General features: G+C 65.6%; 25 protein-coding genes. 14 read left to right on the top strand and 11 right to left on the bottom strand.

Going from position 1 to position 25,090, the window contains the following annotated elements:
* The first annotated feature begins 168 nt into the window (after positions 1–168).
* Positions 169–1,170, top strand: coding sequence for a zinc-dependent alcohol dehydrogenase family protein (locus ACIGJB_RS19895; protein ID WP_483734016.1), 1,002 nt, complete (start codon positions 169–171; stop codon positions 1,168–1,170).
* A 39-nt stretch (positions 1,171–1,209) separates the two neighbouring features.
* Here the strand turns inward: ACIGJB_RS19895 and ACIGJB_RS19900 are convergent, their stop codons facing one another.
* Entirely contained in the window at positions 1,210–2,220 is a 1,011-nt protein-coding gene (locus ACIGJB_RS19900; protein WP_483734017.1) for an AraC family transcriptional regulator, read from the bottom strand.
* A 215-nt stretch (positions 2,221–2,435) separates the two neighbouring features.
* On the opposite strand from ACIGJB_RS19900, the gene ACIGJB_RS19905 reads away from it, so the two are divergent.
* From ACIGJB_RS19905 to ACIGJB_RS19960, 12 genes are all read left to right on the top strand, one after another.
* Positions 2,436–3,494 (top strand): beta-keto acid cleavage family enzyme, encoded by a 1,059-nt coding sequence (locus tag ACIGJB_RS19905; protein WP_483713957.1) that lies wholly within the window; start codon positions 2,436–2,438, stop codon positions 3,492–3,494.
* Between the two features lie 27 nt (positions 3,495–3,521).
* Entirely contained in the window at positions 3,522–4,493 is a 972-nt protein-coding gene (locus tag ACIGJB_RS19910; protein WP_483734018.1) for a quinone oxidoreductase family protein, read from the top strand.
* A 69-nt stretch (positions 4,494–4,562) separates the two neighbouring features.
* Entirely contained in the window at positions 4,563–5,543 is a 981-nt protein-coding gene (locus ACIGJB_RS19915) for a tripartite tricarboxylate transporter substrate binding protein (protein WP_483734019.1), read from the top strand.
* Positions 5,544–5,555: 12 nt separating this feature from the next.
* On the top strand, positions 5,556–6,404 hold the full coding sequence (locus ACIGJB_RS19920) for a TauD/TfdA dioxygenase family protein (protein ID WP_483734020.1): 849 nt from the start codon (positions 5,556–5,558) through the stop codon (positions 6,402–6,404).
* An 82-nt stretch (positions 6,405–6,486) separates the two neighbouring features.
* Positions 6,487–7,080, top strand: a complete 594-nt coding sequence (locus ACIGJB_RS19925; protein WP_483734021.1) for a uracil-DNA glycosylase family protein — start codon at positions 6,487–6,489, stop codon at positions 7,078–7,080.
* A 107-nt stretch (positions 7,081–7,187) separates the two neighbouring features.
* Entirely contained in the window at positions 7,188–7,577 is a 390-nt protein-coding gene (locus tag ACIGJB_RS19930) for a cupin domain-containing protein (RefSeq protein WP_483734022.1), read from the top strand.
* An 86-nt stretch (positions 7,578–7,663) separates the two neighbouring features.
* Positions 7,664–8,644 (top strand): Bug family tripartite tricarboxylate transporter substrate binding protein, encoded by a 981-nt coding sequence (locus tag ACIGJB_RS19935; protein ID WP_483734023.1) that lies wholly within the window; start codon positions 7,664–7,666, stop codon positions 8,642–8,644.
* Between the two features lie 116 nt (positions 8,645–8,760).
* The gene (locus ACIGJB_RS19940; RefSeq protein ID WP_483734024.1) at positions 8,761–9,927 is read left to right on the top strand and encodes an acyl-CoA dehydrogenase family protein; all 1,167 of its coding nucleotides are present in this window, start codon (positions 8,761–8,763) and stop codon (positions 9,925–9,927) included.
* A 13-nt stretch (positions 9,928–9,940) separates the two neighbouring features.
* On the top strand, positions 9,941–11,101 hold the full coding sequence (locus ACIGJB_RS19945; protein WP_483734025.1) for a CaiB/BaiF CoA transferase family protein: 1,161 nt from the start codon (positions 9,941–9,943) through the stop codon (positions 11,099–11,101).
* Between the two features lie 45 nt (positions 11,102–11,146).
* Positions 11,147–11,914 carry an IclR family transcriptional regulator gene (locus tag ACIGJB_RS19950; protein ID WP_483734026.1) on the top strand — a complete coding sequence of 256 codons (768 nt, stop codon included), beginning with the start codon at positions 11,147–11,149 and terminating at the stop codon, positions 11,912–11,914.
* A gap of 164 nt (positions 11,915–12,078) precedes the next feature.
* Positions 12,079–12,345: a PepSY domain-containing protein gene (locus ACIGJB_RS19955; protein WP_483734027.1), complete on the top strand. Its 267-nt coding sequence runs from the start codon at positions 12,079–12,081 to the stop codon at positions 12,343–12,345.
* 22 nt (positions 12,346–12,367) lie between these two features.
* On the top strand, positions 12,368–12,901 hold the full coding sequence (locus ACIGJB_RS19960; protein WP_483734028.1) for a cytochrome b/b6 domain-containing protein: 534 nt from the start codon (positions 12,368–12,370) through the stop codon (positions 12,899–12,901).
* 10 nt (positions 12,902–12,911) lie between these two features.
* Here the strand turns inward: ACIGJB_RS19960 and ACIGJB_RS19965 are convergent, their stop codons facing one another.
* The 3 genes from ACIGJB_RS19965 to ACIGJB_RS19975 form a co-directional block, all read right to left on the bottom strand.
* Positions 12,912–13,943, bottom strand: coding sequence for a class I fructose-bisphosphate aldolase (locus ACIGJB_RS19965; protein WP_483734029.1), 1,032 nt, complete (start codon positions 13,941–13,943; stop codon positions 12,912–12,914).
* Between the two features lie 19 nt (positions 13,944–13,962).
* Positions 13,963–14,292, bottom strand: coding sequence for a DUF3175 domain-containing protein (locus ACIGJB_RS19970; RefSeq protein WP_483734030.1), 330 nt, complete (start codon positions 14,290–14,292; stop codon positions 13,963–13,965).
* 87 nt (positions 14,293–14,379) lie between these two features.
* A complete protein-coding gene (locus ACIGJB_RS19975; RefSeq protein ID WP_483734031.1) occupies positions 14,380–14,892 on the bottom strand; it encodes a hypothetical protein in 513 nt (170 codons plus the stop codon).
* Between the two features lie 276 nt (positions 14,893–15,168).
* On the opposite strand from ACIGJB_RS19975, the gene ACIGJB_RS19980 reads away from it, so the two are divergent.
* Positions 15,169–15,351, top strand: coding sequence for a hypothetical protein (locus ACIGJB_RS19980; protein WP_483734032.1), 183 nt, complete (start codon positions 15,169–15,171; stop codon positions 15,349–15,351).
* A gap of 786 nt (positions 15,352–16,137) precedes the next feature.
* Here ACIGJB_RS19980 and ACIGJB_RS19985 read toward each other — a convergent pair.
* The 7 genes from ACIGJB_RS19985 to hppD form a co-directional block, all read right to left on the bottom strand.
* A complete protein-coding gene (locus ACIGJB_RS19985; RefSeq protein ID WP_483734732.1) occupies positions 16,138–16,986 on the bottom strand; it encodes a MipA/OmpV family protein in 849 nt (282 codons plus the stop codon).
* Positions 16,987–17,062: 76 nt separating this feature from the next.
* A complete protein-coding gene (locus tag ACIGJB_RS19990) occupies positions 17,063–19,273 on the bottom strand; it encodes a xanthine dehydrogenase family protein molybdopterin-binding subunit (protein WP_483734033.1) in 2,211 nt (736 codons plus the stop codon).
* On the bottom strand, positions 19,270–20,259 hold the full coding sequence (locus ACIGJB_RS19995; RefSeq protein ID WP_483734034.1) for an FAD binding domain-containing protein: 990 nt from the start codon (positions 20,257–20,259) through the stop codon (positions 19,270–19,272). The genes ACIGJB_RS19990 and ACIGJB_RS19995 overlap by 4 nt, the downstream gene beginning before the upstream one ends.
* A 9-nt stretch (positions 20,260–20,268) precedes the next feature.
* Positions 20,269–20,943 (bottom strand): (2Fe-2S)-binding protein, encoded by a 675-nt coding sequence (locus ACIGJB_RS20000; protein ID WP_483734035.1) that lies wholly within the window; start codon positions 20,941–20,943, stop codon positions 20,269–20,271.
* A 217-nt stretch (positions 20,944–21,160) separates the two neighbouring features.
* Complete coding sequence (locus ACIGJB_RS20005; RefSeq protein WP_483734036.1) at positions 21,161–22,360, bottom strand: amino acid aminotransferase; 1,200 nt, start codon at positions 22,358–22,360, stop codon at positions 21,161–21,163.
* Between the two features lie 117 nt (positions 22,361–22,477).
* On the bottom strand, positions 22,478–23,863 hold the full coding sequence (locus ACIGJB_RS20010) for an amino acid permease (RefSeq protein WP_483734037.1): 1,386 nt from the start codon (positions 23,861–23,863) through the stop codon (positions 22,478–22,480).
* 140 nt (positions 23,864–24,003) lie between these two features.
* Entirely contained in the window at positions 24,004–25,083 is a 1,080-nt protein-coding gene (hppD, locus tag ACIGJB_RS20015) for a 4-hydroxyphenylpyruvate dioxygenase (protein WP_483734038.1), read from the bottom strand.
* Positions 25,084–25,090 lie beyond the last annotated feature (7 nt).

Below are 25,090 nucleotides of genomic sequence, written 5' to 3' on the forward strand. Positions count from 1 at the left end.
ATGCGCCAGAAGCCCTCAGTGTCGGGGTTTCCCCCGGGGTGTCCCAACGCATCAAGCGGCGGTCCCGAGTTGTCAAACGGCGAGCCGAATCTTCGCTCATACTCATGAGCCGTTACGAGCAAGCAGGTTCCGTTGTGAAAGCCTGCGGAGGAAACACCGTTGACCGTCATGAAAGCCGTTTACCTCGATCCGCCTGGAGGGCTTGACCGCCTGGTCCTGGGAACCGCCGCAGCGCACCCGCCTGGCCCTGGCGAAGTCACGGTGCGTATTCACGCAAGCTCGCTGAACTATCACGACTTCGGCGTTGTCAGCCGCGGAGTCGGGGACGTGCGGCGCATTCCGATGTCGGATGGCGCAGGGGTCATCACGGAAGTGGGGGCAGGCGTGAAGGAATTCACGACCGGCGACCGCGTGGTCAGCACGTTTTTCCCGACATGGCTCGATGGTGAGCCTTCCCTGTCCGATTTTGCCACCGTTCCCGGTGATGGCATCGACGGCTTTGCACGAGAGATCGTGACGCTGCCCGCGACCGCTTTCACGCATGCGCCCGCTGGCTATAGCCATGCCGAGGCTGCGACGCTGACGACTGCGGGACTGACTGCCTGGCGCGCACTGTTCGTTGACGGCGCGCTCAAGCCCGGAGAAACCGTGCTGGTCCTGGGTACGGGTGGCGTGTCGATATTCGCGCTCCAGTTTGCCAAGGCCGCAGGTGCCTGCGTGATTGCGACCTCCGGTTCGGACGACAAGCTTGCGCGCCTGCGCAGTCTTGGCGCGGACCATGTGATCAACTACCGCGACGACCCCGCGTGGGGCGAGACGGTACGTACGCTGACCGGCGGCGCCGGCGTGGACCACGTCATTGAAGTGGGCGGTGCGGCGACGCTGGAACAGTCGGTCGCCGCGGTACGTACCGGCGGGCACGTGGCCATCATCGGCGTCCTGTCGGGCGCGGATTCGCCGTTCAACGTCAGGATGATCCTGCGCAAGCAGTTGCGGATCACGGGCCTGCTTGTCGGCAGCCGCCGCCATCAGCTCGACATGGTGCGGGCGCTGAACGCCACGGGCATCCGGCCTGTCATCGACCGCCAGTTTCCGCTGCATGAGATCGCCGAGGCGTTCCGCTACCAGGCGGCACAGCGGCATTTCGGCAAGATCGTGCTGGAGCTCTGAGCGCGGCGCGGGACGGGGGCGCCAGCCAGGGCTTGCGGCTCACCTCGTTCTTGCCGGCCTGCTGTTGCGCCACTGCGTCGGCGTCATCCCGAACTGCGCAGCGAACCAGCGCACGAACGAGCCATAAGTGGAGTAGCCAAGCGATTCGGCAATGCGTCCGAGCGAGTCGCTTCGGTTTTCCATGTAGTGGATAACGAGATCGCGCCGCACACCGGTGACCATGTCCGAGAAGACCTTCCCGGCGCCTTCGAGCTGGCGCTGCAGGGTACGCACGTTCATCCCCAGGCCCTGGGCAACCTGCTCGATCGTCGCGCGTCCTGCCGGCAGCATCAGGTAGATTGCCTTGCGCACCTCGAGCACGATTGACGGCTCGTTGGCCCCTGGCAGACCTGCAAGCAGGCGTTGCGCATGGCGTGCCATGACAGGGTCGGCAATAGGATTGGGCAAGTCCAGGTCGGCAGCGCGGCAGATCAGGCCATTGAAAGCGCTTGCGAACTCAAGCTTTCCCCCGAAGATGCGGCGGTGCAGCCGCAGATCATCGGGCGCGTCATGAGTGAAATGAACGCCAAGCGGTTGCCAGGACGTGCCGATCAGGGTGCTGCACAGACGTGAAAGCGTGCCCAGTGCCAGCTCGACCGACTGCACGGTCGGCCCGGCTTCATCCGCGACGACGTCCTCCCGCACGATGACCTTCCCGCGTGTTTCCTCGATGCGGATGACCAGGAACTCATTCATCAGGTGGCGATACTGAACCATGGTTCCAAGCGCGTCCCGCAGCGTTTTCTGATGCGTCAGCAACACGCTGACGACACCGAGGTCGGACAGTTGCCACAGGTCGGCCATGCGCAGCCCGAATGTCGGGCATTGCGCGAGTCGCGCTGACGCTTCCAGCAAGGTCACGGCCGCACTTCCTGAAATCCAGTGGTCCGGATCCGCAAGCATCTCGCTGCTCAACCCAAGCTTGCGCAGCAACGGCCGCGGGTCCAGCTTCAGTTGCTGCGCAACCTTGAAATAGTGCGTCAGTACGCCAGTGCGAATCAATGTGCCCATTGCTGCTCCCTTATGCGGTTTAACCCGGAACCATTATTCCGGGGAAACCCGAATGCTCCGGCATTCTGTCACGAAATGAGACATGAATGTCGTGAAATGAGAGGCTACGGCCGACCCGGGATTACTAGACTGATCGCGTAAATCGACGACCGGCGGAAGCCCATGGCAGCCAGTCAGAACGCGGATAAATAAATCCCTTATCAAGGAGAAGAGCAATGCAGTTCCTGGACGATTCGCTGCACCCGGAAAACATGGACAAGGTCGTCATCACCGTGGCCCCGTATGGCCCCGAGTGGATGCCGGAAGATTTCCCGGAAGACATCCCGGTGACCATGGAAGAGCAGATCCAGAAAGCGGTGGATTGCTATGAGGCCGGCGCCAGCGTGCTGCACCTGCACGTGCGCGAGCCGGATGGCAAGGGCTCCAAGCGCCTGTCCATGTTCAACGAACTGATCGCCGGCGTGCGCAAGGCGGTGCCGGACATGATCATCCAGGTCGGCGGCTCGATCTCGTTCGCACCGGAAGACGAAGGCCAGGCGGCGAAGTGGCTCGATGACGATACGCGTCACGCGCTGGCGGACCTCGACCCAAAGCCGGACCAGGTGACGGTGGCACTCAACACCATCCAGATGAACATCATGGAGTTGATCTATCCCGAGTTCTACGAGAGCACGCACATGGCCAACCCGGCCGTCTACGACGCGTACCGTGAAATGATTGTTCCCGCCGGTCCGGCCTGGGCGGAAGAGCACCTGCGCCGCCTGCAGGAGGCCGGCATCCAGCCGCACTTCCAGCTGGTCGGCATGCATGCGCTCGAAACGCTGGACCGCATGGTCCGCAGGGGCCTCTACAAGGGCCCGCTGAACCTGACCTGCATCGGCATCGGCGGTGGCCACCACGGACCGCATCCGTACAACCTGTTCGACTTTATCCAGCGTGCGCCGGATGGCTGCACCATCACCGCCGAGTCGTTGTTCAAGAACGTACTGCCGTGGAACACGATGGCGCTGGCAATGGGCATGCATGTGCGCTGCGGCATCGAGGATACCCTCATCGATCAGCATGGCAATCGCTTCACCTCGGTGCAGCAGATCCAGCAGATCGTGCGTATCGCCAAGGAACTGGGCCGCGAAATCGCCAATGGCAAGGAAGCGCGTGAAATTTACCGCATTGGTACCTGGTACAGCGATGTCGATGAAACCCTGGCCGCCAACGGTATGACGCCGAACCGCAAGCCTGGTGTCAAGAACGTGCCGCTGCGCAACGCCGCCTGAGCCGGCTAAGTTTGCAGGAGACAAATCATGGCAAAGGCAATTCGATTTCACGAAACAGGCAGCGCGGATGTCCTCAAGCTCGAGTCCGTGGAGGTAGGTGATCCCGGCCCGGGGCAGGCTCGCGTACGCCATACCTATATCGCCGTCAACTTCATCGACATCTATTTCCGCACTGGCCACTATCCCCTGGAACTGCCTAACGGACTGGGCTCCGACGCCGTTGGTGTGGTCGAGGCGGTGGGGCCGGGCGTGACGGACATCCGCGTGGGCGACCGCGTGGGCTACCTGCTCGGCCCCCAGGGCGCCTACTCGGACGTGCGGGTCATGCCTGCCGAGTGGCTGATTCCCCTGCCGGATGGCGTCTCCGACCGCGTTGCCTCCACGCTCATCATGAAGGGGATGACGGCGCAATACCTGTTTCGCCAGGTCTATCCGCTCAAGGGCGGCGAGACCATCCTCTATCACGCCGCGGCCGGCGGCGTGGGACTGATCGCCTGCCAGTGGGCACGCGCGCTTGGCGTGAACATGATCGGCACGGTCAGCACCGACGAGAAGGCGGAACTGGCCAGGGCCAACGGCTGCTCGCACGTCATCGTCACCTCGCGCGAGAACATCGTCGAGCGCGTGATGGAAATCACCGACGGCAAGAAGGTCCCGGTGGTGTTCGATTCGGTCGGCAAGTCAACGCTGGACGCGTCGCTCTCCTGCCTGCAGGTGCGCGGCACGCTGGTCAGCAACGGCACGACTTCCGGCCCCGTCGAGATCGACAGCCGCACGCTTGCGGCGAAAGGCTCGCTGTGGGTCACGCGTCCGGCCATGGTGCACTACGCCACGCCGCGCTCGCACATGCTCGCCATGGCCAACGAGGTGTTCGACATGGTGATGGCCGGAAAGATCACCAGCGAGCCGAAGCAGCAGTTTGCACTGGAGGACGCCGCGCAGGCCCATCGCGCGCTGGAGAACAGGCAGACGAGCGGCGCGACGGTACTGGTGCCGTAGGTTCCATAGGGCGGCTGCTTTCAACAAGGCAAGTGCACATTGCCGGATGTTCCAAAACGGAGACTAGAGATGCCGAATCGACCTGCCTTCCCGCGCGTGCGCCGCGTCGTCGCCGCGACGATCCTGGCGCTTGCCATGCCTGCCGCCATGGCCTGGACCAACAAACCGGTGCGGGTGCTGGTGCCAGCGCCTGCCGGCGGCACGATGGATGTGATGGCCCGCATGTTGTCCGAACAACTCACGGCAGACCTCGGCCAGCCGGTGATCGTCGACAACAAGCCGGGAGCCGGCGGCGCCATCGCGGTCGGCGCAATGCTGGCGGCGCCGCCCGATGGTCAGACCATCCTGGTGTCGGCGACCAACGTGTTCGCGGAAATCCCGCACGTGATGAAAGTGCCCTACGATCCGATGAAGGACGTGAAGCCGGTTGCTGCCGCGGCCCGGTCGACTCTGCTGCTTGTCAGTGCGCCGAGCCTCCCAGCCAAGGACCTGCCGGGATTGATTAGCTACGTAAAAGCGCATCCTGGCAGCCTGAGCTTCGCCAACTACGGCCCGGGCACGGCCTCGCAGTACGCCGGCATGATCATGAACCAGAAGGCTGGGATGGATCTTCAGAACATCCCGTTCCCGGGATCGCCGCCGGCCTTGACACAGGTGATGGGCGGGCAGATCGCCGTGATGTACGACGGCATGGTGACCTCGCTGCCGTACCTCAAGGCGGGCAAGCTCAAAGCTTATGCCGTGGCGGCGAAGCAGCGCCTGCCGATGCTTCCTCAGGTGCCGACCTTCGCCGAACTGGGCTATCCGGAAGTTGACTTCAGCAACTGGACCGGCGTGTTCGTGTCGTCCAGGGTGCCGGCAGAGCTGACCGAGAAGATCCAGGCCGCGGTCTACAAGGCAGCCACCCGGGCCAGCGTGCAGGAACGGATTGCCGCGCTCGGGTTCGAGCCGCTGCAGCCGCAGAGCCTTGGCCAGCTCAGCCAGGATCTGCGCGCCGATTTCGAGCGCAACGCCCGCATCGTGAAGGCGTTCCATATCCAGCCGGAATGACACCGAACGACCATGCGAGTTGAACAACTTACCTGCGCAATCGGTGCCGAACTCATCGGGGTCAGCCTGGCCGATGCGATCCATGACGACGGTCTGTTCACCGGTATTCGCGCGGCGCTGCTCAGGCACCGCGTGCTGTTCCTGCGCGACCAGGACATCACGGCCGCCCAGCACGTGGCCTTTGCCCGGCGCTTCGGAAATCTGGAGGATCACCCCGTGACGGGCAGCGATCCGGAGAATCCGGGGCTGGTGCAGATCTACAAGACGCCCGAGAACCCGCCGGATCGCTACGAGAACGCCTGGCACACGGACGGCACCTGGCGCGAAGCACCGCCGCTTGGCGCTGTCCTGCGGTGCCGCGAATGCCCGCCGGTCGGGGGCGACACGATGTGGGCCAACATGGCGCTGGCGTACGAAAACCTGCCGGCCCACGTCAAGGAGCAGATCGCCGGCCTGCGGGCGCGTCACAGCATCGAGGCGAGCTTTGGCGCCGCCATGCCCATCGAAAAGCGCCTGGCATTGAAGAGCCAGTTTCCTGATGCCGAGCACCCGGTGGTACGGACCCACCCCGAGACCGGCGAGAAGGTGCTGTTCGTCAACGGGTTTACCACGCACTTCACCAACTTCCACACGCCGGCACGCGTGCGTTTCGGGCAGGACAACAACCCCGGGGCGGCGGACCTGCTGCGCTACCTGGTCACGCAGGCGACCATCCCCGAGTACCAGGTCCGCTGGCGCTGGAAAAAGAACAGCGTGGCGATCTGGGACAACCGGTCGACCCAGCATTACGCCGTCATGGACTATCCGCCGTGCCACCGGCGGATGGACCGCGCAACGATCATCGGAGACCCTCCTTTCTGATCAGGGGCGGCCGCGGCGGAAGCCGGCGGGCGGGGAGGGGGGGACTACACTGAAACCTCCCGACAGATATCGCACGCGCACATTGCCCGCCACGCCCCGTTCCCCGCTCGACATCCTCCTCAACGACATCACCGGCTGCCGCGCCTGCGACTTGCCGTTCGGACCGCGCCCCGTGGTGCGTGCGGCCGCCAGCGCGCGCGTGCTGATCGTCGGTCAGGCGCCCGGCCGGCGCGTGCATGAAACCGGCATCCCGTGGAACGACCCATCCGGCGACCAGTTGCGCACGTGGCTGAACATGACGCGCGACGAGTTCTATGACACCAGCCGGGTGGCAATCGTGCCAATGGGCTTCTGCTACCCCGGCAAGGGCGCAAGCGGCGACTTGCCGCCCCGGACCGAGTGCGCGCCGCTGTGGCACGCGCAGTTGCTGGCGACCATGCCCCATATCCGGCTGACGCTCCTGATCGGCCGCTACGCACAGGCGTATTACCTGCGGGACAACGCCAGGCCGACGCTGACCGAAACGGTCGCGGCCTATGCCGATTACTTGCCGCAATTCCTGCCCTTGCCGCACCCGAGCCCGCGCAACCGGCTCTGGCTGCGGCGCAACCCGTGGTTCGAGACCGACGTGGTGCCGCGGCTGCGGCAGCAGGTCGCCATGGCGCTGGCGGACTGAGCGCAGCATCCGGCACCGGTGTAAACCCGATATCCGGCTCATCTGGCTTGCCTCATAAATTCATAGTGATAAACTAAAATTCACAGACATGAATTAGAGACACGCCCATGCCGCAGCCTCCCGTCTACTTCGTTTCCACCGAGGACACCCCGGGCTATCACCCGGCCAACCACACCGGCACGCTCAACCGCCGTCTGATTTCTCCCGAGACCGTCGGCGCGCGCCACCTGGAAGTGCTGCACGGCACGATCGAGAAGGGCAAGGGCGCGCTGCCGCATGCGCACCCCGGTATCGAACAGGTCGTCTACGTGCTCGAAGGCCGTGCCATCGCGGAAGTCGGCGGCCAGCGCAAGGAGATGGGGCCAGGCGATTGCTGCTTTTTCCCGCCGGACACCATGCACATCTTCACCGTCGTGAGCGACGAGCCCGCCAAGATCCTCGTGATCTATTCCCCGCCTTACGAAGAATCCCCGGAGCGCGTCGTGCGGCCCGCATAGCGCCGCTCGCCCAGCTTCCGATTTACCCGTCCGGCAGCCGGCGCCACAGACCGTCACGGACACGCTGAAAACAGGAGACCAGCATCGTGAAGTTCGCAAAACAGGCTTTGCTCACCCTGGCGGTGGGTTGTGGTGCCGCCATGGCGATGATTTCCCCGGCGGGCGCGGCCGATCCGTTCCCGTCCAAGCCGCTGCGGCTGGTGGTGCCGTTTGCCGCGGGCAGCGGCACGGATGCCGTCGCGCGCCTGACGGCCAAGTACCTCGGCGAAGCCCTCAAGCAGCCGGTGGTCGTGGACAACCGGCCCGGCGCCAACGGCACCATTGCCGCTGAGTTCGTGGCCAAGGCGCCCGCGGACGGCTACACGTTGTTCATGACCACCAACACCACGCATTCGGCCAACCCGTCGCTGATGAAGCAGCTGCGCTATGACCCGGTGAAGGATTTCACGCCGGTCTCGCGCATGGGCAACCTGCCGTTCATGCTGGTGGTCAGCCCGTCGCTGCCGGTCAAGACGCTGTCGGAATTCGTTGCCTACGCCAAGGCGCACCCGGGCATGTCGTATGCGAGCGGGAACAGCACCGGCATCGTGGCTGGCGCGACGATGTCGAAGATGGCCGGGCTGAAGATGCTGCACGTGCCGTACAAGAGCACGCCGCCGGCGATGACAGACGTGATCGGCGGCCAGGTGCAGGTGATGTTCGTGGACTTCGCCGCCGGCATCGCCAACGTCAAGGCCGGCAAGCTGCATGCGCTGGCCGTGACCACCGCGCAGCGCAGCGCGCTGCTGCCTGACCTGCCGCCGCTGGCGAGCGAGCCTGAATTCAAGGGCTTCGACATTACGTCGTGGAACGGGGTGTTTGCGCCGGCCGGCACGCCCGCGCCGGTGGTTGAACGCCTGAACCATGAGCTGGTTGCGATTGCGTCCAACAAGCAATACGCGCCGCAGTTCCACGCTTTCGGCTTCGAACCGTTCGGCAGCACGCCGGGCGAGCTGGGCCAGTTCGTCGTGGCGGAATTGCAGAAATGGTCGCGGCTGGTGAAGGACGCGGGTATCCAGGCCGAATAAGGGCCACCACAAAAGATTGACCGCAGGCCTGCTCCCCCTCTCCCACTGGCGTGGGCGAGGGGAGCAAACAAGTGGCCACAGGCAAAGCGCGCCCAGAAAACAATAGGAACACCAACATGAATTTCGATCTCTCCGCCGAACAGCAGTCGATCGTCGAAGCCGTGCAGCAGGTCTGCACGCAGTTCGACATGGAGTACTGGAACAAGCTCGACGTCTCCCACACCTATCCGCACGAGTTCTACAAGAGCTTGTGCGAAGGCGGCTGGCTGGGCGTGGCCATGCCGGAGCAGTACGGCGGCGCGGGGCTGGGCATCCTGGAAGCGGCGCTGGTCATGCAGACCATCTCCGAGTCCGGCGCGGGCATGAGCGGCGCCTCGGCCGTGCACATGAACGTGTTCGGCCTGAACCCGGTGGTGGTGTTCGGCACCGACGAGCAGAAGGCGCGCTTCCTGCCGCCGCTGATCGCCGGCAAGGAGAAGGCTTGCTTCGGCGTGACCGAGCCCGACGCGGGCCTGGACACCACCAAGCTCAAGACCTACGCGCGCAAAGTCGATGGCGGCTATTCGGTGACGGGCCGCAAGATCTGGATTTCCACTGCGCAGGTGGCCGACCGCATGCTGCTGCTGGCGCGCACCACGCCGCTGGAATCGGTCAAGAAACCGACCGAAGGCCTGTCGCTGTTCTACACGAAGGTGGACCGCAGCAAGATCGAGATCCGAGAGATCGACAAGATGGGCCGCTCGGCCGTCGATACCAACATGCTGTTCATCGACGACCTGTTCATCCCCGAAGCAGACCGCATCGGCGAGGAAGGGCGCGGCTTTGAGTACATCCTGCATGGCCTGAACCCGGAGCGCATCCTGATCGCCGCAGAAGCCATCGGCCTGGGCCGTGCGGCGCTCGCCATTGCGACACAGTACGCGAAGGAGCGCGTGGTATTCGGCCGGCCCATCGGCATGAACCAGGGCGTGCAGCATCCGCTGGCGCAGGCGTGGATGCAGCTCGAAGCGGCCAACCTGATGATGCTCAAGGCCGCCGCGCGCTACGACGCGGGCCAGTCCTGCGGCGCCGAGGCCAACACCGCCAAGTACCTCGCGGCCGAAGCGGGCCACAACGCCTGCCAGACCGCCATCCTGACGCTGGGTGGCATGGGCTATTCGCGTGAATACCGCGTCGAGCGGCTGCTGCGCGAGTCGTATATCCCGCGCATCGCGCCGGTCAGCCCGCAGCTCATCATGTGCTTTATCGCGGAGCGGGTGCTGGGCCTGCCCAAGTCGTACTGAGCGGGAGGCAACGATGACGATGCAGAACGCGGAAGCGGCAAAGGCAACCGGGCCGCTGGCAGGCGTGCGCGTGGTCGACATGACTTCGGTCGGCATGGGGCCGTATGCCACGCAGATCCTCGCCGACATGGGCGCGGAGGTCATCAAGGTCGAAGCACCGGCCGGCGATGTCTTTCGCCATGCGGAGCCCGCGCTGCACGCGGGCATGGGCGCCACCTTCCTGAACCTGAACCGCAACAAGCAGTTCGTGGTGCTGGACGTGAAACGCGCGCAAGACCTGGCGCGGCTGAAGGACCTGATCGCCGGGGCCGACGTGTTTATCTCCAACGTGCGCCCGCAATCGCTGCGCAAGCTGGGGCTGGATTATGAGTCGCTGCGCGCGTCCAATGCGCGCCTGATCTACTGCGGTGCGTACGGCTACTCGGAAACGGGCCCGTATGCCGGCATGCCCGCGTTCGACGACATCATCCAGGCACGCAGCGGCCTGGCGCAGTTCCAGGGCGCCAACAGCGCCGAAGGGCCGCAGTACGTCAACACCATCCTGGCCGACAAGGTCGCCGGCTTGACGGTGGCCTATGCCATCCCGATGGCGCTGTACGAGCGCGAGCGCTCGGGGCAGGGCCAGTCCATCGAAGTGCCGATGTTCGAGACGCTGGTGTCGTTCCTGGCGCCGGAACAACTGGGCGGCCAGACGTTCGTACCCGGGCAGGGCGCGTGCGGCTATCCGCGCGTGATGTCGCCGCACCGCAAGCCGTATCGCACGCAGGACGGCTATATCGCGCTGCTGCCGTACACCACGCCGCAATGGGCGCGTTTCTTCGCGCTCTCGGGTCACCCGGAACTCGCGCAGGACCCTCGCTACCTCGACCCGGCCGCGCGCAGCGCCAATATCGACACGCTGTATGCGACGCTGGCCGAAATCGTCAGCGGCAAGACCACGGCGCAGTGGCTCGCGCTGCTGGCCGACGCCGATATCCCGCACAGCGAAGTGCCAGCATTCGAGGACGTGATCGAAGACCCGCACCTGCGCGCCACCGGCATGGTGTTCGAGTACGAGCATCCGAGCGAAGGGCGCCTGCGCGGCATCGGCATCCCGACGCGTTTCTCGCGCACGCCCGGAAATATCCGCGCATGGGCGCAGCCGCTGCCGCCGGCGTCGTCGGACGACGCCTGAAGACGCGTACAATCCGCGCACGGCAAGGCTGACGGGAACAGGGAGATGGCGGAATCCGAGACGGGCGACAAGGCAGGGCAGGCCAGCGTGAAGACGGCGCTGCGCGTGATCGAGATCATGGAGATCTATGCGCGCGAAGGCCGCTCGCTCACGCTGACGGAACTGGCGAAACTGCTGGGCGCGCCGATGTCGAGCTGCCTCGGCCTGATCCGCACGCTGGCGTCGCTCGGCTATCTCTACGAGACCGGGCGGCGGCAGGGCTACTATCCGACCAGCCGGCTGCTCAGTATCGCCCAGCGCATCTCGCGCAACGATCCCTTGCTTGAACGCGTGCAGCCCGTGCTGGAATCGCTGCGCGATGCTACCGGCGAAACCGTCATCTTCGGCAAGCTGCAGGATGACGGACGCGTGCTCTACCTGGAGGTACGCGAGTCACAGAACCCGGTGCGCTATATCGCCACGCCAGGTGAGTTGCGCGATGTGCATATCAACTCCATCGGCCGCGCGATTCTCGGTGCGCTGCCCGGGCCGGCGCGCGATGCCGCGTTGTCGAAGGTCTCGTTCCAGCCGCGCACCGAGCGCACCGTGGCCTCGCGCGAGGCGCTGGAGCAGGCCATCGCGCAGTGGCAGCAGCAGGGCTGGTATCCGAACTTCGGCGAATCGTTTCCGGACCTCGGGGCGATTGCGGTGCCGGTAGAGATCGGTGGCGCTGTGTACGGGATGTCTGTGGCCGGGCCGATCCACCGTGTGGAATCCGGCGTGGCGTCGATCGTTGCGGCGCTGCGGCGCGGGCAGGCGTTGTTGACGGGATAAGCGGGGCTCGCCCGCCTGCGCATCAGCCTGCGGCACGCTCGGCAACCGCCTGCGCAGCTGCGGAATGGCAAGGCAACCTAGGGGAAACCCGCCATTGAGAATCGTTCCCGTTTGCAAGTACTCTCCTGACATCGCCCGTTCCGGGCAATCGTCGGAGACTTCCCATGCTCAAGTTCATCGCCTTCGCCGCGGCCGCCGCATTTTCCACCGGCGCTTTTGCCAGCGCCAAATGCGTGGCCCACCCCAAGGCTGAATGGATGACCGAGGCCGATGCCAAGGCCAAGATCGAGGCGCAGGGTTATGTCATCAAGAAATTCAAGGTGGACGGCAACTGCTACGAGATCTACGGCACCACCAAGGACGGCAAGAAAGCCGAAATCTATTTCGATACCAAGACCCTGGATATCGTGAAGTCCGAGATCGGGAAGTAACGCCTGCCGCCTCGCTGCCGCCATGCCGGATAACGCATCGGTCCGCGTCTGGGACCTGGTGGTCCGCCTCACGCACTGGAGCGTGGCGGCCATCGTCATCTGGGACCTGATCGAGGATTCCGGCGGCCAACTGCACCGCATGCTCGGCTACGTGGCCGCGGGTCTCGTTCTGGTGCGCCTGCTCTGGGGCGTTGTCGGCAGCGAACACGCACGCTTTCGTGCCTGGGTGCCGCGGCCGGCCGGCGTGCTGGCCTACGGCAAGGCGCTGCTGCAGCGCCGCGCGCCGCGCTTCCTGAGCCACACGCCGCTCGGCGCGGTCATGATGCTGCTGATGTGGGCATTGATCCTGGCGCTGGCCGTCACCGGATGGATGTCGAGGCTCGATGCCCTGTGGGGCGAGGACTGGCCGATCAGCATCCATGCCGCGCTCGCGGACACGCTGATGGCGCTGATCGTGGTCCACGTGCTCGCCGCCGTCGTGTTCAGCGTGACCAGCAAGGAGAACCTGGTGCTGGCGATGCTGACCGGGCGCAAGCGCCGGAACCCCGACGCTTAGCGACCCGCCGTCAGGCGACTTTTGTCATCGTCTCCTGCGCCGCTTCATACTGCCCCAGGCAAGCCTTGCCATTCAGCAGCGAGCGCTTCAGCAGCGCCTGCTGCGCCGGTTCAAGGTTCGCGGCCTTGCCGCCCCATGCGGCCAGGGGCGGTTCCTGCAGCGCGCGTCCGTAGGAAAAGCTCAGCGGCCACGGCAGCGGGCCGAGCCGGTTCATCGCATCGAGATTCGCCGTTGCCTGTTCGGGCGTCTGTCCGCCCGACAGAAAGAAAATGCCGGGCACCGCCGCCGGCACCGTGCGCTTGAGCACGCGCACGGTTTCGCTGGCCACGTCCTGCACCGATGCCTGCTGCGCGCACTTCTTGCCGGCGATCACCATGCTGGGCTTGAGCACCATGTGTTCGAACACCACGCCATGGCGATGCAGCGCATGGAACACCGCATGCAGCACGCGCTCGGTCACGGCCGCACTGCGCGCCATGCTGTGATCGCCGTCCATCAGCACCTCCGGCTCGACGATCGGCACGATGCCCGATGCCTGGCAGATGGCCGCATACGCAGCCAACACCTGCGCGTTGGCCTGCACCGCCAGCGCGCTGGGCAAGGTGTCCGAGACATTGATCACCGCGCGCCATTTGGCAAAGCGCGCGCCCTGCTGGCGGTAGGTGTCCAGCCGCTTCGGCAAGCCGTCGAGCCCTTCGGTGATCTCGTCTCCGGGCGCATTCACGAGCGGCACCTTGCCCTTGTCGACCTTGATGCCGGGCACGATGCCCTGGCGCGCGCAGAGCTCTGGCAGGGGCGTGCCGTCGTCGGCGCGCTGGCCGAGCGTTTCCTCGTACAGGATCACGCCGCTGATATGCGCGCCGAGGCCCGGTGTCGATAACAGCAGGCTGCGCCACGCACGGCGGTTCTCTTCATTGGATTCCACGCCGATCGTGGTGAAGCGTTTGGCAATGGTCGGGCCGCTTTCATCGGCCGCGAGCAATCCCTTGCCCGGCTGCACCATTGCCGTCACCGTTGCCTGCAGTTCGCTTGCGGTATCCATGGCATCTCCTGAAGTGCGTTCACGGCGCGCGCCCGAAGGCCTCGCGCAGCTTGCCCTTGGCCCGCTGCAGGACGGCCAGCTGCGTCTTGGGCAGGTTGCGGCCCGCGCGGTTGATGTAGAAATTGAGCATCGACATGGCCGACTGGAACGCCGTGCCCTTGCGCCGGCGGCTGTGCTCCGCCGAGCGCTTCAGCGAAGCGGCGATTGCCTTCGGGTCGGTGCCTTTGAAGAGGTCGGGTTGCAGGTCGAGCGCGTCGCTGTGCTCGCTGACTTGTTTTGACCAGCGTCGCGCATGGCGGCCGTGGCGGCGCTGCTTGCCGGACTGGCGCGTGGATCTGGCTGCGGGCACTGGGTCTCCCCGAAACGCTGGTGTCCCTCTCAGACTAGGCGATTTGGGGAGCGGTGTGGGGACCGGGACGTGGCCTTGCAGTGGGGCCTAGCCCATGATCAGCCCGGCCAAGGCAGCCTTCTCATCGCTGCTGAACTTGCGCGTAGCCTGGGCAAGGTCGGCGCTGACGCTGTTCATGGCCGAGGTCAGCGCGCCGACCTCGGCCCGCAGCGCTTCGATGCGCATGCGGCGCTGCTCGGCGTTGCCCGTGGTGCTGTTGCTCAGTTCCTGCAGTTCCTGGGCCTTCTGCTCGAGCTTCTCGCGCAGCTCACGCAGCCGCTTGACCAGCTTCTTCACGTTGTCGGGCAGGTTGCTGTTGTCGATGTCGCTGTCCCTGGCGGCTGCCTTGTCAGCGCCGCGCCCGGAAGCCAGCGCGCTGCCGGACATGGAAATCCTGACATCGGCGCTGGGCTGCGCCGTGGCGCTGCCCGGCATGTTGCTGGCCGCATTGGCGGCGTTCGTGGGATCAGCGAAATCCGCGGAGAGATCTTGCGCCGTGGCGGTGGCCGCCATGGAGAGGGAGGCAGGCGGGCTTGCCGTGGTGGCTTCGATCATGCTCATGAGGGTGCTCCTGTTGATGGACTGCGGGTTGCCGCACGCCACGCCGGGGGCAACGTAGGTACGAGGGTAGAAAGGTCTACGCGGGGGATTTCACCGTTATCGGCAGCAGATTGCCAACTTTAAGTCACATTGATAGGACATTGCGGTAGCGCAAGGCAGTACGATGGACTGAAATATTCCGTTACACACATCCGTCGAGGGACCGTCAACAGTGCGCCGCCGGTCGACGTTTTCACAAGCAGCGCGCAACCTCGCGCGTCCATCCGGAGACCGACAATGAAGAAAGTACTTGCCATCCTGACCCTGGGCCTGTTTGCCGCTGGTGCGTATGCGCAAGCGCCGGCTGCCGCGCCGGAGTCGAAGGAACCCGCCAAGGTGGAGAAGAGCACCCACAAGGAGAAGACCCACGCTCACAAGCACGCGAAGAAACCCGCCGCCGACAAGGCAGCGGCGCAATAAGTGCCCGGCTGATGGGTTTGCCGCGCGGCGCGGCCTCGGCAGGAGGCCCCGCCGCATTTTTTCGTTCTTCGCTGAATTGCGGGGATGTCGTGCTTGGCAGGCGGGGCTGTTTCGCAGGCGTAGCCTGCGAGTCACTTTTTGTCCGAGCGACAAAAAGTAACCAAAAAACGCGTTTACTTGTCCTAGCGGACGAATATTGATCGTAGTGTGCGAGGAATTTCGTACGGGTATTCGCTTCAGAGACTGCCCGGCTGCCTGCCGCATGGAGCGCGTCCGTATGCAGGCTCTCACACAATGATTGAACGAGCCCCGAAACTGTCCGTGGCCCGGCAGTGGGCGCGCTATCGCATCATCGCCTTCGGCTGCTGCGCGCTCAGTAAAAAGCCAGAAAAGCGAGGTAACGGAAGCACCGTCGCCAGCGCCGCTGATGCCCCTGACTTACTGACTAGTGAGCCGCGTAGCAGCCGTAGGCGATGATGCGATAGCGGTGGAAGCAGGGGCCACGGACAGGTTCAGGGCTCGTTCAATCACGGCTTGAAAGCCTGCATGCGGACGCGCTCCATGCGGCAGGCAGCGGGGCACGCTCTGAAGTTCATACCCGTACAACACCCTCAGCACGCTACGATCAATATTCGTCCGCTAGGACAAGTAAACGCGTTTCTTTGCCTACTTTCTTGTCGCTCGGACAAGAAAGTAAGTCGCCGGCTACGCCGGCGAAACAGCCGCGCCTGCCAAGCACGACACCCCCGCAATTCAGCGAAGAACCAATTTTTTGTGCGGTGCCGCTCAGAACTGATAGTTGATCGACAGATCGAAGGCTCCGCCCGTCGAGCTCTGCGTCAGCGGACTGCGCTTCGCATCGCCCACCAGCTGCACGATTGACACGTCGCTGCTGGCGAACCAGTGCTTGTCAAAGAACCAGACCGCGCTGAGGCCGAACCCGTAGGAACGCACGCCGCCAGCGGGATTGAACTGCGGACGGCCGGCCCGCGCCTGTGACGCGCTCACGCCGTACCAGGCATTCATGTAGCGCGAGTCCGCCAGTGTCAGCGTCGGGCCGGCGAACCAGTAGAACTTCTCGGAGCTGCCCGGCAGCGGCATGTAGGCGCCGATGTCGCCGATCCAGCCGTCCGAGCCGCCCATGCTGCGCCGCGCGTCGACGCGCATCACCAGCGGAAATTCCTTGGACACGGCGTATTCCGCAAAGAGCTTGGCTTCCGGCGCCGGGTTGATGTTCTTCATGCCGTCCAGCAGCGGCGAATTCTCCTCGGCGCGCCGGCCCAGGTTGTAGGTCAGCGCAATCCCCGCCCGGTAGTTCTTGCCGCGCAGGATGTTGACGCCGAAGCCTTCGCCGATCGAGGCGAACGCGATATCGCGGTAGCGGATATCAATGCTGGGCCCGGCGATCACGATGTATTTCGACGAGCCGTCATAGCGCGGGCGCAGCATTGCCGCGGCGCCGAGGCGGACTTCCCATTCCGGAATCGTGTCTTCGTACAGCTTTTCAAGCGGTATGCCGACCGAGAACTGCCATTCGGCCAGCGGGGCCGGGGTCTGCGCGCAGGCCGGAGCTGCTGCCAGCGCGGACAGGGCAAACAGCCACGGCCGGACCGTTCGCGGCCGCCGCGCGCGCATGCCGCCGCGAGGCGTGAGGGTTTCCAGCTCTGCCAAGGGTCTCTCCCGTTTATTCGTTCGCATGCGCCACAGGCGCTCAGGTCATCAACTTGTCGACGGTCAGCGGCAGGTCGCGGATGCGCCGTCCGGTGGCGTGATACACCGCGTTGGCGACCGCCGCCGCCACGCCGACAATGCCGATCTCGCCGATGCCCTTGGTGCCGAGCGCGTTGATATGCGGATCATCCTCGTCCAGCACGACGATGTCGATAGCGACGATATCGGCATTGACCGGCACATGGTACTCGGCCAGGTTGGCATTGGCGATGCGTCCGCTGGCCGGGTCCAGTTCGGCCTGCTCGTGCAGCGCCATGCTGATGCCCCAGACGATACCGCCCATGAGCTGGCTGTGGGCGGTTTTCCGGTTCAGCAGCCGGCCCACGCCGTAGGTCGCCACGATCCGCTGCACGCGGATTTCGCCGAGATCCGGGTCGACGTGGACTTCGGCGAACACGGCGCCGAAGCTGTGCATCGAGAACGTCTTGCTTTCGTCGCCGGGCCGCGCGGTCATGCGGGCTTCGACGGGCTGCCCGCCGCGGCGCGCGATCGGCGCCGCGATCGGCTCGCGGCGCGACGGGTCGGAGCGGCGCAGCAGCCAGCCATCGACGATGTCCACGTCCTCGGGCGATGCGCCGGCAAGCGGAGACGCCCGGTCGGCGACCGCCAGCTTCACCAGATCCAGCCGCGCCGCCGCGCAGGCGGCCTGCACCGCGGGCGACACGCTGGCGACGGACTGCGAGCCGCCGGACACCGGCGCTTCAGGGAAGTTGGTGTCCCCCAGTTCAAAGCGCACCTTGTCGGGCGGCAGGCCGAGCGCGTCGGCGGACACCTGCGTCATCACGGTGAAGGTGCCGGTCCCCAGGTCCTGCGAACCCGACTGGACCAGCGCGGTGCCGTCGGACAGGATGCGCGCGAGCGCGCTGGCGGCCGAGCGATTGGCCGGATAGGTCGTGGTGGCCATGCCCATGCCCACGAGCCGGCCATCGGCCCGCATGGAGCGCGGCGCGGGATTGCGATGCGCCCAGCCAAAGCGCTCGGCCGCGTCGCGGTAGCATTCGCGCAGCGATTTGCTCGAGAACGGCAGTCCCTTGCCGGGGTCCGTGTCCGCGTAGTTGCGCAGGCGCAGGGCCACCGGGTCCATTCCCAGCTTGTAGGCCAGCTCATCCATCGCGCACTCCAGCGCGAAGCTGCCCGATGCCTCGCCCGGCGCGCGCATGAACGTGGGCGTGCCGACATTGAGCTTGAGCAGCCGGTGGCTGGTCTGCTGGTTCGGCACGGCATAGAGCATCCGTGTCACCAGCGCGCAGGATTCCAGCCAGTCTTCCATGAACGAGGTGCTGGCCATGACCTCGTGCCGCATGGCCGTGAGCGTGCCGTCGGCGCCGGCGGCCAGCACGACGTGCTGCTCTGTGTGGGGCCGTCCGCCTACCGGGCCGAACATCTGCGGGCGTTCCAGCACCAGCTTGACCGGATGCCTCGTCTCGCGCGCGGCCATGGCCGCCAGCACCACGTGCGACCACACCGAGCCTTTGCAACCGAAGCCGCCGCCGACGTAGGGGCACACCACGCGCACATGCGATGGCTGCAGGCCCAGTGTCCTGGCAACGGTCTTGCGCACGCCGCTCACGTATTGCGTGGCGTCGTACAGTGTGAGCATGTCGCCTTGCCACGCGGCTACGGTGGCATGCGGCTCCATCGGGTTGTGGATCTCGAACGGCGTGGTGTAGGTTTCATCGATGCTTGCCGCCGCGCCGTTGGCGGCGGAGGCGTTACCGCGCGTGGTATCGGCGGGCTGGTCCTGGGCCTGTTCCGGCTTGTAGGCGCCCGCACGGGCCGCGGCGAAATCCAGCGCAGGGGTCTGCGCGCGGTAGTGGATGGCGAGGTGCGCGGCGGCATCGCGTGCTTGTTCCAGCGTGTCGGCGATGACCACGGCCACGGGCTGGTTGTTGTAGTGGACGACCGGGTCCTGCAGCAGGTTCAGCACGCGGCCGGCCGGTGGGGTGCCCGATGCGGCCTTGCCGTGTTCCGGCAGCCGCGGCGCATTGAACGGCGTCATGACCTTGCGCACGCCCGGCATGCGTTCGGCCATGGCAGTGTCCATGGCGGAGATCTCGCCGCTGGCGATGGTGCTGGTCACAAGGACGGCATGCAGCAGGCCCGGCAGCGGATGGTCCGCGGCGTAGCGCGCCTGCCCGGTGACCTTGAGCACGCCGTCCGTGCGGTCAAGCGGGGCGCCGATCACGCTCATGTGTTGTCTCCTGCGGCAATGCCAAGCGCCCGCACGATGGCGCGCTGCGCCAGGGCAAGCTTGTAGGTGTTCTGGGGAAGCGGCCTGGCGCCATCCAGCAGCAGCCGGGCCGCCTCGCCGGCACTGCCGGCATCGATCGGACGCCCGATCAGGGCTTGCTCGGCCGCCGGGGCGCGCCACGGCTTGTGCGCGACGCCGCCGAGCGCCAGCCGCGCGGTGCGTACCGTGCCGCCGTCGAGCTCCAGCGCGGCGGCCACCGACACCAGCGCGAACGCGTAGCTGGCGCGGTCACGGACCTTGAGGTAATGGCAATGCGCGGCGAGGCGCGATGGCGGCAGATCCACCGCGATGATCATTTCCCCGGGCCTCAGCGTCGTGTCGAACTGCGGCGTGGTGCCCGGCAGGCGGTGGAAATCGGCCAGTGGAATGCGCCGCTCGCCAGCGTCGCCGCGCACCACCACCACGGCTTCCAGCGCAGCCAGCGCCACGCTCATGTCGGATGGATTCACGGCTACGCATTGCTCGCTTGCGCCAAGGATGGCGTGCGTGCGATGCACGCCTTGCAGCGCGCCGCAGCCCGAGCCCGGCGCCCGCTTGTTGCAGGCGCTGAAGCCGGGGTCGTAGAAATAATGGCAGCGCGTGCGCTGCATCAGGTTGCCGCCCACCGTTGCCATATTGCGCAACTGGCCCGAAGCCCCGGCCAGCAGCGCCTGCGACAGCAGCGGATAGCGCTCGCGAATCAGCGTGTGGTTGGCGGTGTCGGTGTTGCTGGCCGTGGCGCCGATGCGCACCCCGCCATCGGGCAGCGGCTCGATCGTTGCGAGCGGAAGCCAGCCGACATCGACCAGGTGCAGCGGCTGCTCGACGCCGGCCTTGGCCAGGTCGAGCAGGTTGGTGCCGCCACCGATATAGCGCGTGCCGGGCTGGCGCCCGAGCTGCAGCGCTTCTTCAACGGTGGTGGCGCGGTGGTAGGTGAACGGGATCATCGTGACGCCTCATGCGCGGCGCGTGGCGCCGGCGGCGTCCTGCACGGCGGCGACGATGTTCTGGTAGGCGCCGCAGCGGCAGATATTGCCGCTCATGCGCTCGCGGATCTCGGCGTCGTTCAGCGCGGTCGGCAAGGCCGCTGGCGGCGGCTGCACCGTACTGGCCGCGCCGGCCCGCGCCTCGGCCAGCATGCCGACGGCCGAGCAGATCTGGCCGGGCGTGCAGAAGCCGCATTGCAGTGCATCGCGGGCGACGAAAGCGGCCTGCATCGGGTGCAGCGCCTGGCCCTGGGCCAGGCCTTCGATGGTGGTGATATGCCGGCCTTCCTGCATGACTGCAAGCGTGAGGCAAGCGTTGATGCGCCGGCCGTCGCTGAGGACGGTGCAGGCGCCGCACTGGCCGCGGTCGCAGCCTTTCTTGGCGCCGGTCAGGCCGATGACTTCACGCAGTGCATCGAGCAGCGTGACGCGCGGCTCCAGCGACAGTGCATGTTCCTTGCCGTTGATATGGAGGCGGACCGGGCGGGCTGGCACGGCAGCTTGTGCCGGTGCCGCATTGGGTAAAGCGGCGGATTCGGCCGCCTGCGTGGTGGCCAAGGCTGCTGCGGTTGCGCTCAGCGCGGCGGACTGCAGGAAGCGGCGGCGGGTGGGGCGGTCCGGGCCGTCGGGATGGGGGCAGGGCATGCGCGCTCCTTGGGACTTTCGCGAAGCGCTTTTGTCCCCGGGCGGGGCGGCTTCGTTGATTTCGCCAAGGGCCGCAAGATCGGTGCCCAATATGCGGGCGCCAGATCTGTGTAGCCTGGTGGTTCAGGCGGGTCAGAATTGCATTGCAGGTGTAAGAGTTACGTTGATGTGGGCGGCGGGTAACACCGGCCGTCCACATCCCAACGCAATGCGTGCTTTACTTGCCGCCGAGCACGGCGGCAATGGCCTTGGCCACTACCGTCACATTGCGCTCGTTGAGACCGGCCACGCACATGCGGCCCGAACGCAGCAGGTACACGCCATGCTCCTCGCGCAGGCGGTCGGCCTGAGCCGCATTGAGCCCCGTGTAGGTGAACATGCCGCGCTGTGTCAGGTAGCGCGACAGCGCCTCGCCACTGACATGGTCGCGCAGGTTGTGGTGGATGGCCTCGCGCATGCGGGCAATGCGGCTACACATCGCCGCCAGTTCCTGCTGCCACAGCGAGCGCAGTTCCGGCGTGGTCAGCACCTTGGCCACCACGCGCGCGCCGTGCGTCGGCGGGTTGCTGTAGTTGGCGCGCACCGCGCCGGTCAGCTGGCCCAGCACGTTGGCGGCTTCGGAGGCGCTGTTGCACACCACGCTCAGGCCGCCGCAGCGCTCGCCGTACAGCGAGAAGTTCTTCGAGAACGAGTTGGCCACCAGCCCCGGCACGCCCTGGCGCTCCAGCTCGCGGATGGCGAACGCGTCGTCGTCCAGGCCCTCGCCAAAGCCCTGGTAGGCCATGTCGATGAACGGCAGCAGTTCCTTCGCCTTGAGCACGCCGATCAGCTGGCGCCACTGGTCCTGGTTCAGGTCTACGCCAGTCGGGTTGTGGCAGCACGCATGCAGCAGCACGATGCTTTGCTTCGGCAGCTTGCCGATGGCATCGACCATGGCGTCGAACTTCAGGCCGCCGGTGGCATCGTCATAGTAAGGGTAGGTGTTGACGGTGAAGCCCGCGCGCTCGAACACTACGCGGTGGTTTTCCCAGCTCGGGTCGCTGATCCATACCTGCGACTGCGGGAAGTAGCGCTTGAGGAAATCGGCGCCCACGCGCAGCGCGCCCGAGCCGCCCAGCGTCTGCAGCGTGGCGATGCGGCCGGCGGCGCGGGCGGGGCTGTCTTCGCCGAACACCAGTGCCTGCACGGCATTGCGGTAGGCCACCAGGCCCGACATCGGCAGGTAGGGGCGCGGGCCCATGTCGGCCAGCAGCGCGGCCTCGGCCTTTTCGACGGCTTCCATCACCGGCAGGCGGCCGTTGTCGTCGAAGTAGATGCCGATGCTCAGGTTGACTTTCTCGGTGCGCGGGTCTTTCTGGAAGTCTTCGTTGAGCGAGAGGATCGGGTCGCCGGGAAAGGCTTCGATATGTGCAAACATGGGATTCTCTGGATTCTTGGACGGGGCTGGGGCGCGTGCGGAACAGGATTTCAGGCCCGGACGCACAGGCTGAAGTGTAACCGGCGGCGCGCGATGCAGCGCCGCCGGTGTCTTGCCTTACTGGGTCGAGACGCTGCCCTGCAGGGCGGGCACTGCGTTCTTCTGGCGCAGGCGGTAGCTGATGCCGAGCACGGCGAGCCACACCGGGATCAGGTACACCGAGATGCGCAGGCCATCCGTCAGGTACATCACGTACAGGATGCCGCCCAGGAAGGCCAGGCACAGGTAGTTCGTGAGCGGGTAGCCAAAGCTCTTGAAGCGCGTTTCCTGGCGGGCCTTGCGCTTATCGGCGCGGAACTTCAGGTGGATGATGCTGATCATGGCCCAGTTGATGATCAGGGCCGAGACCACCAGGCCCATCAGCAGTTCGAACGCCTTGCCGGGCATGAAGTAGTTGATCAGCACACACAGGCCAGTGGCGGCCGCCGAGACGCCCAGCGCCGTCAGCGGAATGCCGCGCTTGCTGACCTTGAGCAGCGACTTCGGCGCATTGCCCTGCTGGGCCAGGCCGAACAGCATGCGGCTGTTGCAGTACACGCCGCTGTTGTAGACCGACAGCGCCGCCGTCAGCACCACCACGTTCAGCACATTGGCCACCCAGTTGCTGTTCAGCGCATGGAAGATCAGCACGAACGGGCTGCCGCCGGTGACGACGTTTTCCCACGGGTACAGCGACAGCAGTACGGCCAGCGCGCCGACGTAGAAGATCAGGATGCGGTAGATGACCTGGTTGGTCGCCTTCGGGATGCTCTTTTCCGGCTGGTCCGCTTCCGCCGCCGTGATGCCCACTAGTTCAAGGCCGCCGAACGAGAACATGATCACCGCCATGGCCATGACCAGTCCGCCCAGGCCATTCGGGAAGAAGCCGCCGTGCTGCCACAGGTTGGTGATGCTGGCCTGCGGGCCGGCATTGCCCGACATCAGCAGGTAGCCGCCGAAGCCGATCATGCCGACGATCGCCGCGACCTTGACGATCGAGAACCAGAACTCCATCTCGCCGAAGGACTTCACGCTCGACAGGTTGATGGCGTTGATGATCAGGAAGAAGGCCAGCGCCGAGATCCATGTGGGGATGCCGGGCCACCAGTACTGCACGTAGATGCCCACCGCCGACAGCTCGGCCATGCTCACCAGGATGTACAGCACCCAGTAGTTCCAGCCCGACATGAAGCCGGCGAAGTGGCCGCAGTACTTGTTGGCGAAGTAGCTGAAGGAGCCGGCGACGGGCTCGTCCACCACCATCTCGCCGAGCTGGCGCATGATGAAGAAGGCCACGATGCCCGCCACGGCATAGCCGAGCAGGACCGAGGGGCCGGCCATCTTGATCGTCTGGGCGATGCCCAGGAACAGCCCGGTGCCAATCGCGCCGCCGAGCGCGATCAGCTGGATGTGCCGGTTCTTGAGGCCACGCTTGAGCGTGCCGTCATTGTTGCTTTCAACCATCTGTCTTGTTTCCTCTACCCATTCTTATGGAATGGCATGCGGGGCCTGGCGTCTCTTGCTGTCGAGGGTAGGACGCCTGGGCCTTAAGGATCGCCGGGCACGGGGTGCCGCGCCCGGCGACGGTGGACGGGCCGTGCCGGTCAGGCCTCGACCTTTAGCGTGCCGCGCGCGATCTGGTCGCGTTCCAGCGATTCGAACAGCGCCTTGAAGTTGCCTTCGCCGAAGCCGTCGTCGCCGCTGCGCTGGATGTACTCGAAGAACACCGGGCCGAGCACGGTCTTCGAGAAGATCTGCAGCAGGAGGCGCGGCTTGCCGCCTTCGGTGGTGCCGTCTAGCAGGATGCCGCGGGCCTTGAGCTGGTCCACCGGCTGGCCGTGGCCGGGCAGGCGGTTTTCCAGGGCCTGGTAGTAGTAGTCGTTCGGCGCCGTCATCAGTTCCACGCCGGCCAGTTGCAGGTTGTCGATGACTTCGAGCAGGTTGTCGGTCAGGAAGGCGATGTGCTGGATGCCCTCGCCGTTGAAGGCCATCAGGAATTCCTCGATCTGGCCGGCGCCCTTGGATGATTCCTCGTTCAGCGGGATGCGGATCTTGCCGTCCGGCGCGGTCATGGCCTTGGAGGTCAGGCCGGTGTACTCGCCCTTGATGTCGAAGTAGCGGATCTCGCGGAAGTTGAACAGCTTCTCGTAGAAGCTGGCCCAGTAGGCCATGCGGCCGCGGTAGACGTTGTGCGTCAGGTGGTCGATCAGCTTCAGGCCGTGGCCTTCGGGGTGGCGGTCCACGCCTTCGATGAACTCGAAGTCGATGTCATAGATCGACTTGCCTTCCTCGAAGCGGTCGATCAGGTACAGCGGCGCACCGCCGATGCCCTTGATCGCGGGCAGGCGCAGTTCCATCGGGCCGGTCGGGATTTCCACCGGCTGCGCGCCCAGTTCCAGCGCGCGGGCATAGGCCTTGTGCGAATCCTTCACGCGGAACGCCATGCCGCAGGCGCTCGGGCCGTGCTCGGCGGCAAAGTAGGCGGCGTGGCTGTGGGGCTCGCGGTTGACGATGAAGTTGACCTCGCCCTGGCGATACAGCACCACGTCCTTGGAGCGATGGCGCGCCACCAGCGTGAAGCCCATCCTCTCGAACAGCGGCTCCAGCACATTGGGGGTGGGCGAGGCGAATTCGACGAATTCGAAGCCCATCAGTTGCATCGGGTTGTCAAAGAGATCGGCCATGGTGTGT

The organism is Cupriavidus sp. C2SS-8b (assembly GCF_057073745.1).

Coding starts and splice junctions, on each gene's coding strand:
- ACIGJB_RS19895 (WP_483734016.1), top strand. CDS start 169: ATGAAAGCCGTTTACCTCGATCCGCCTGGAGGGCTTGACCGCCTGGTC.
- ACIGJB_RS19900 (WP_483734017.1), bottom strand. CDS start 2,220: ATGGGCACATTGATTCGCACTGGCGTACTGACGCACTATTTCAAGGTT.
- ACIGJB_RS19905 (WP_483713957.1), top strand. CDS start 2,436: ATGCAGTTCCTGGACGATTCGCTGCACCCGGAAAACATGGACAAGGTC.
- ACIGJB_RS19910 (WP_483734018.1), top strand. CDS start 3,522: ATGGCAAAGGCAATTCGATTTCACGAAACAGGCAGCGCGGATGTCCTC.
- ACIGJB_RS19915 (WP_483734019.1), top strand. CDS start 4,563: ATGCCGAATCGACCTGCCTTCCCGCGCGTGCGCCGCGTCGTCGCCGCG.
- ACIGJB_RS19920 (WP_483734020.1), top strand. CDS start 5,556: ATGCGAGTTGAACAACTTACCTGCGCAATCGGTGCCGAACTCATCGGG.
- ACIGJB_RS19930 (WP_483734022.1), top strand. CDS start 7,188: ATGCCGCAGCCTCCCGTCTACTTCGTTTCCACCGAGGACACCCCGGGC.
- ACIGJB_RS19940 (WP_483734024.1), top strand. CDS start 8,761: ATGAATTTCGATCTCTCCGCCGAACAGCAGTCGATCGTCGAAGCCGTG.
- ACIGJB_RS19945 (WP_483734025.1), top strand. CDS start 9,941: ATGACGATGCAGAACGCGGAAGCGGCAAAGGCAACCGGGCCGCTGGCA.
- ACIGJB_RS19950 (WP_483734026.1), top strand. CDS start 11,147: ATGGCGGAATCCGAGACGGGCGACAAGGCAGGGCAGGCCAGCGTGAAG.
- ACIGJB_RS19955 (WP_483734027.1), top strand. CDS start 12,079: ATGCTCAAGTTCATCGCCTTCGCCGCGGCCGCCGCATTTTCCACCGGC.
- ACIGJB_RS19960 (WP_483734028.1), top strand. CDS start 12,368: ATGCCGGATAACGCATCGGTCCGCGTCTGGGACCTGGTGGTCCGCCTC.
- ACIGJB_RS19965 (WP_483734029.1), bottom strand. CDS start 13,943: ATGGATACCGCAAGCGAACTGCAGGCAACGGTGACGGCAATGGTGCAG.
- ACIGJB_RS19975 (WP_483734031.1), bottom strand. CDS start 14,892: ATGAGCATGATCGAAGCCACCACGGCAAGCCCGCCTGCCTCCCTCTCC.
- ACIGJB_RS19980 (WP_483734032.1), top strand. CDS start 15,169: ATGAAGAAAGTACTTGCCATCCTGACCCTGGGCCTGTTTGCCGCTGGT.
- ACIGJB_RS19985 (WP_483734732.1), bottom strand. CDS start 16,986: ATGCGCGCGCGGCGGCCGCGAACGGTCCGGCCGTGGCTGTTTGCCCTG.
- ACIGJB_RS19990 (WP_483734033.1), bottom strand. CDS start 19,273: ATGAGCGTGATCGGCGCCCCGCTTGACCGCACGGACGGCGTGCTCAAG.
- ACIGJB_RS19995 (WP_483734034.1), bottom strand. CDS start 20,259: ATGATCCCGTTCACCTACCACCGCGCCACCACCGTTGAAGAAGCGCTG.
- ACIGJB_RS20000 (WP_483734035.1), bottom strand. CDS start 20,943: ATGCCCTGCCCCCATCCCGACGGCCCGGACCGCCCCACCCGCCGCCGC.
- ACIGJB_RS20005 (WP_483734036.1), bottom strand. CDS start 22,360: ATGTTTGCACATATCGAAGCCTTTCCCGGCGACCCGATCCTCTCGCTC.
- ACIGJB_RS20010 (WP_483734037.1), bottom strand. CDS start 23,863: ATGGTTGAAAGCAACAATGACGGCACGCTCAAGCGTGGCCTCAAGAAC.
- hppD (WP_483734038.1), bottom strand. CDS start 25,083: ATGGCCGATCTCTTTGACAACCCGATGCAACTGATGGGCTTCGAATTC.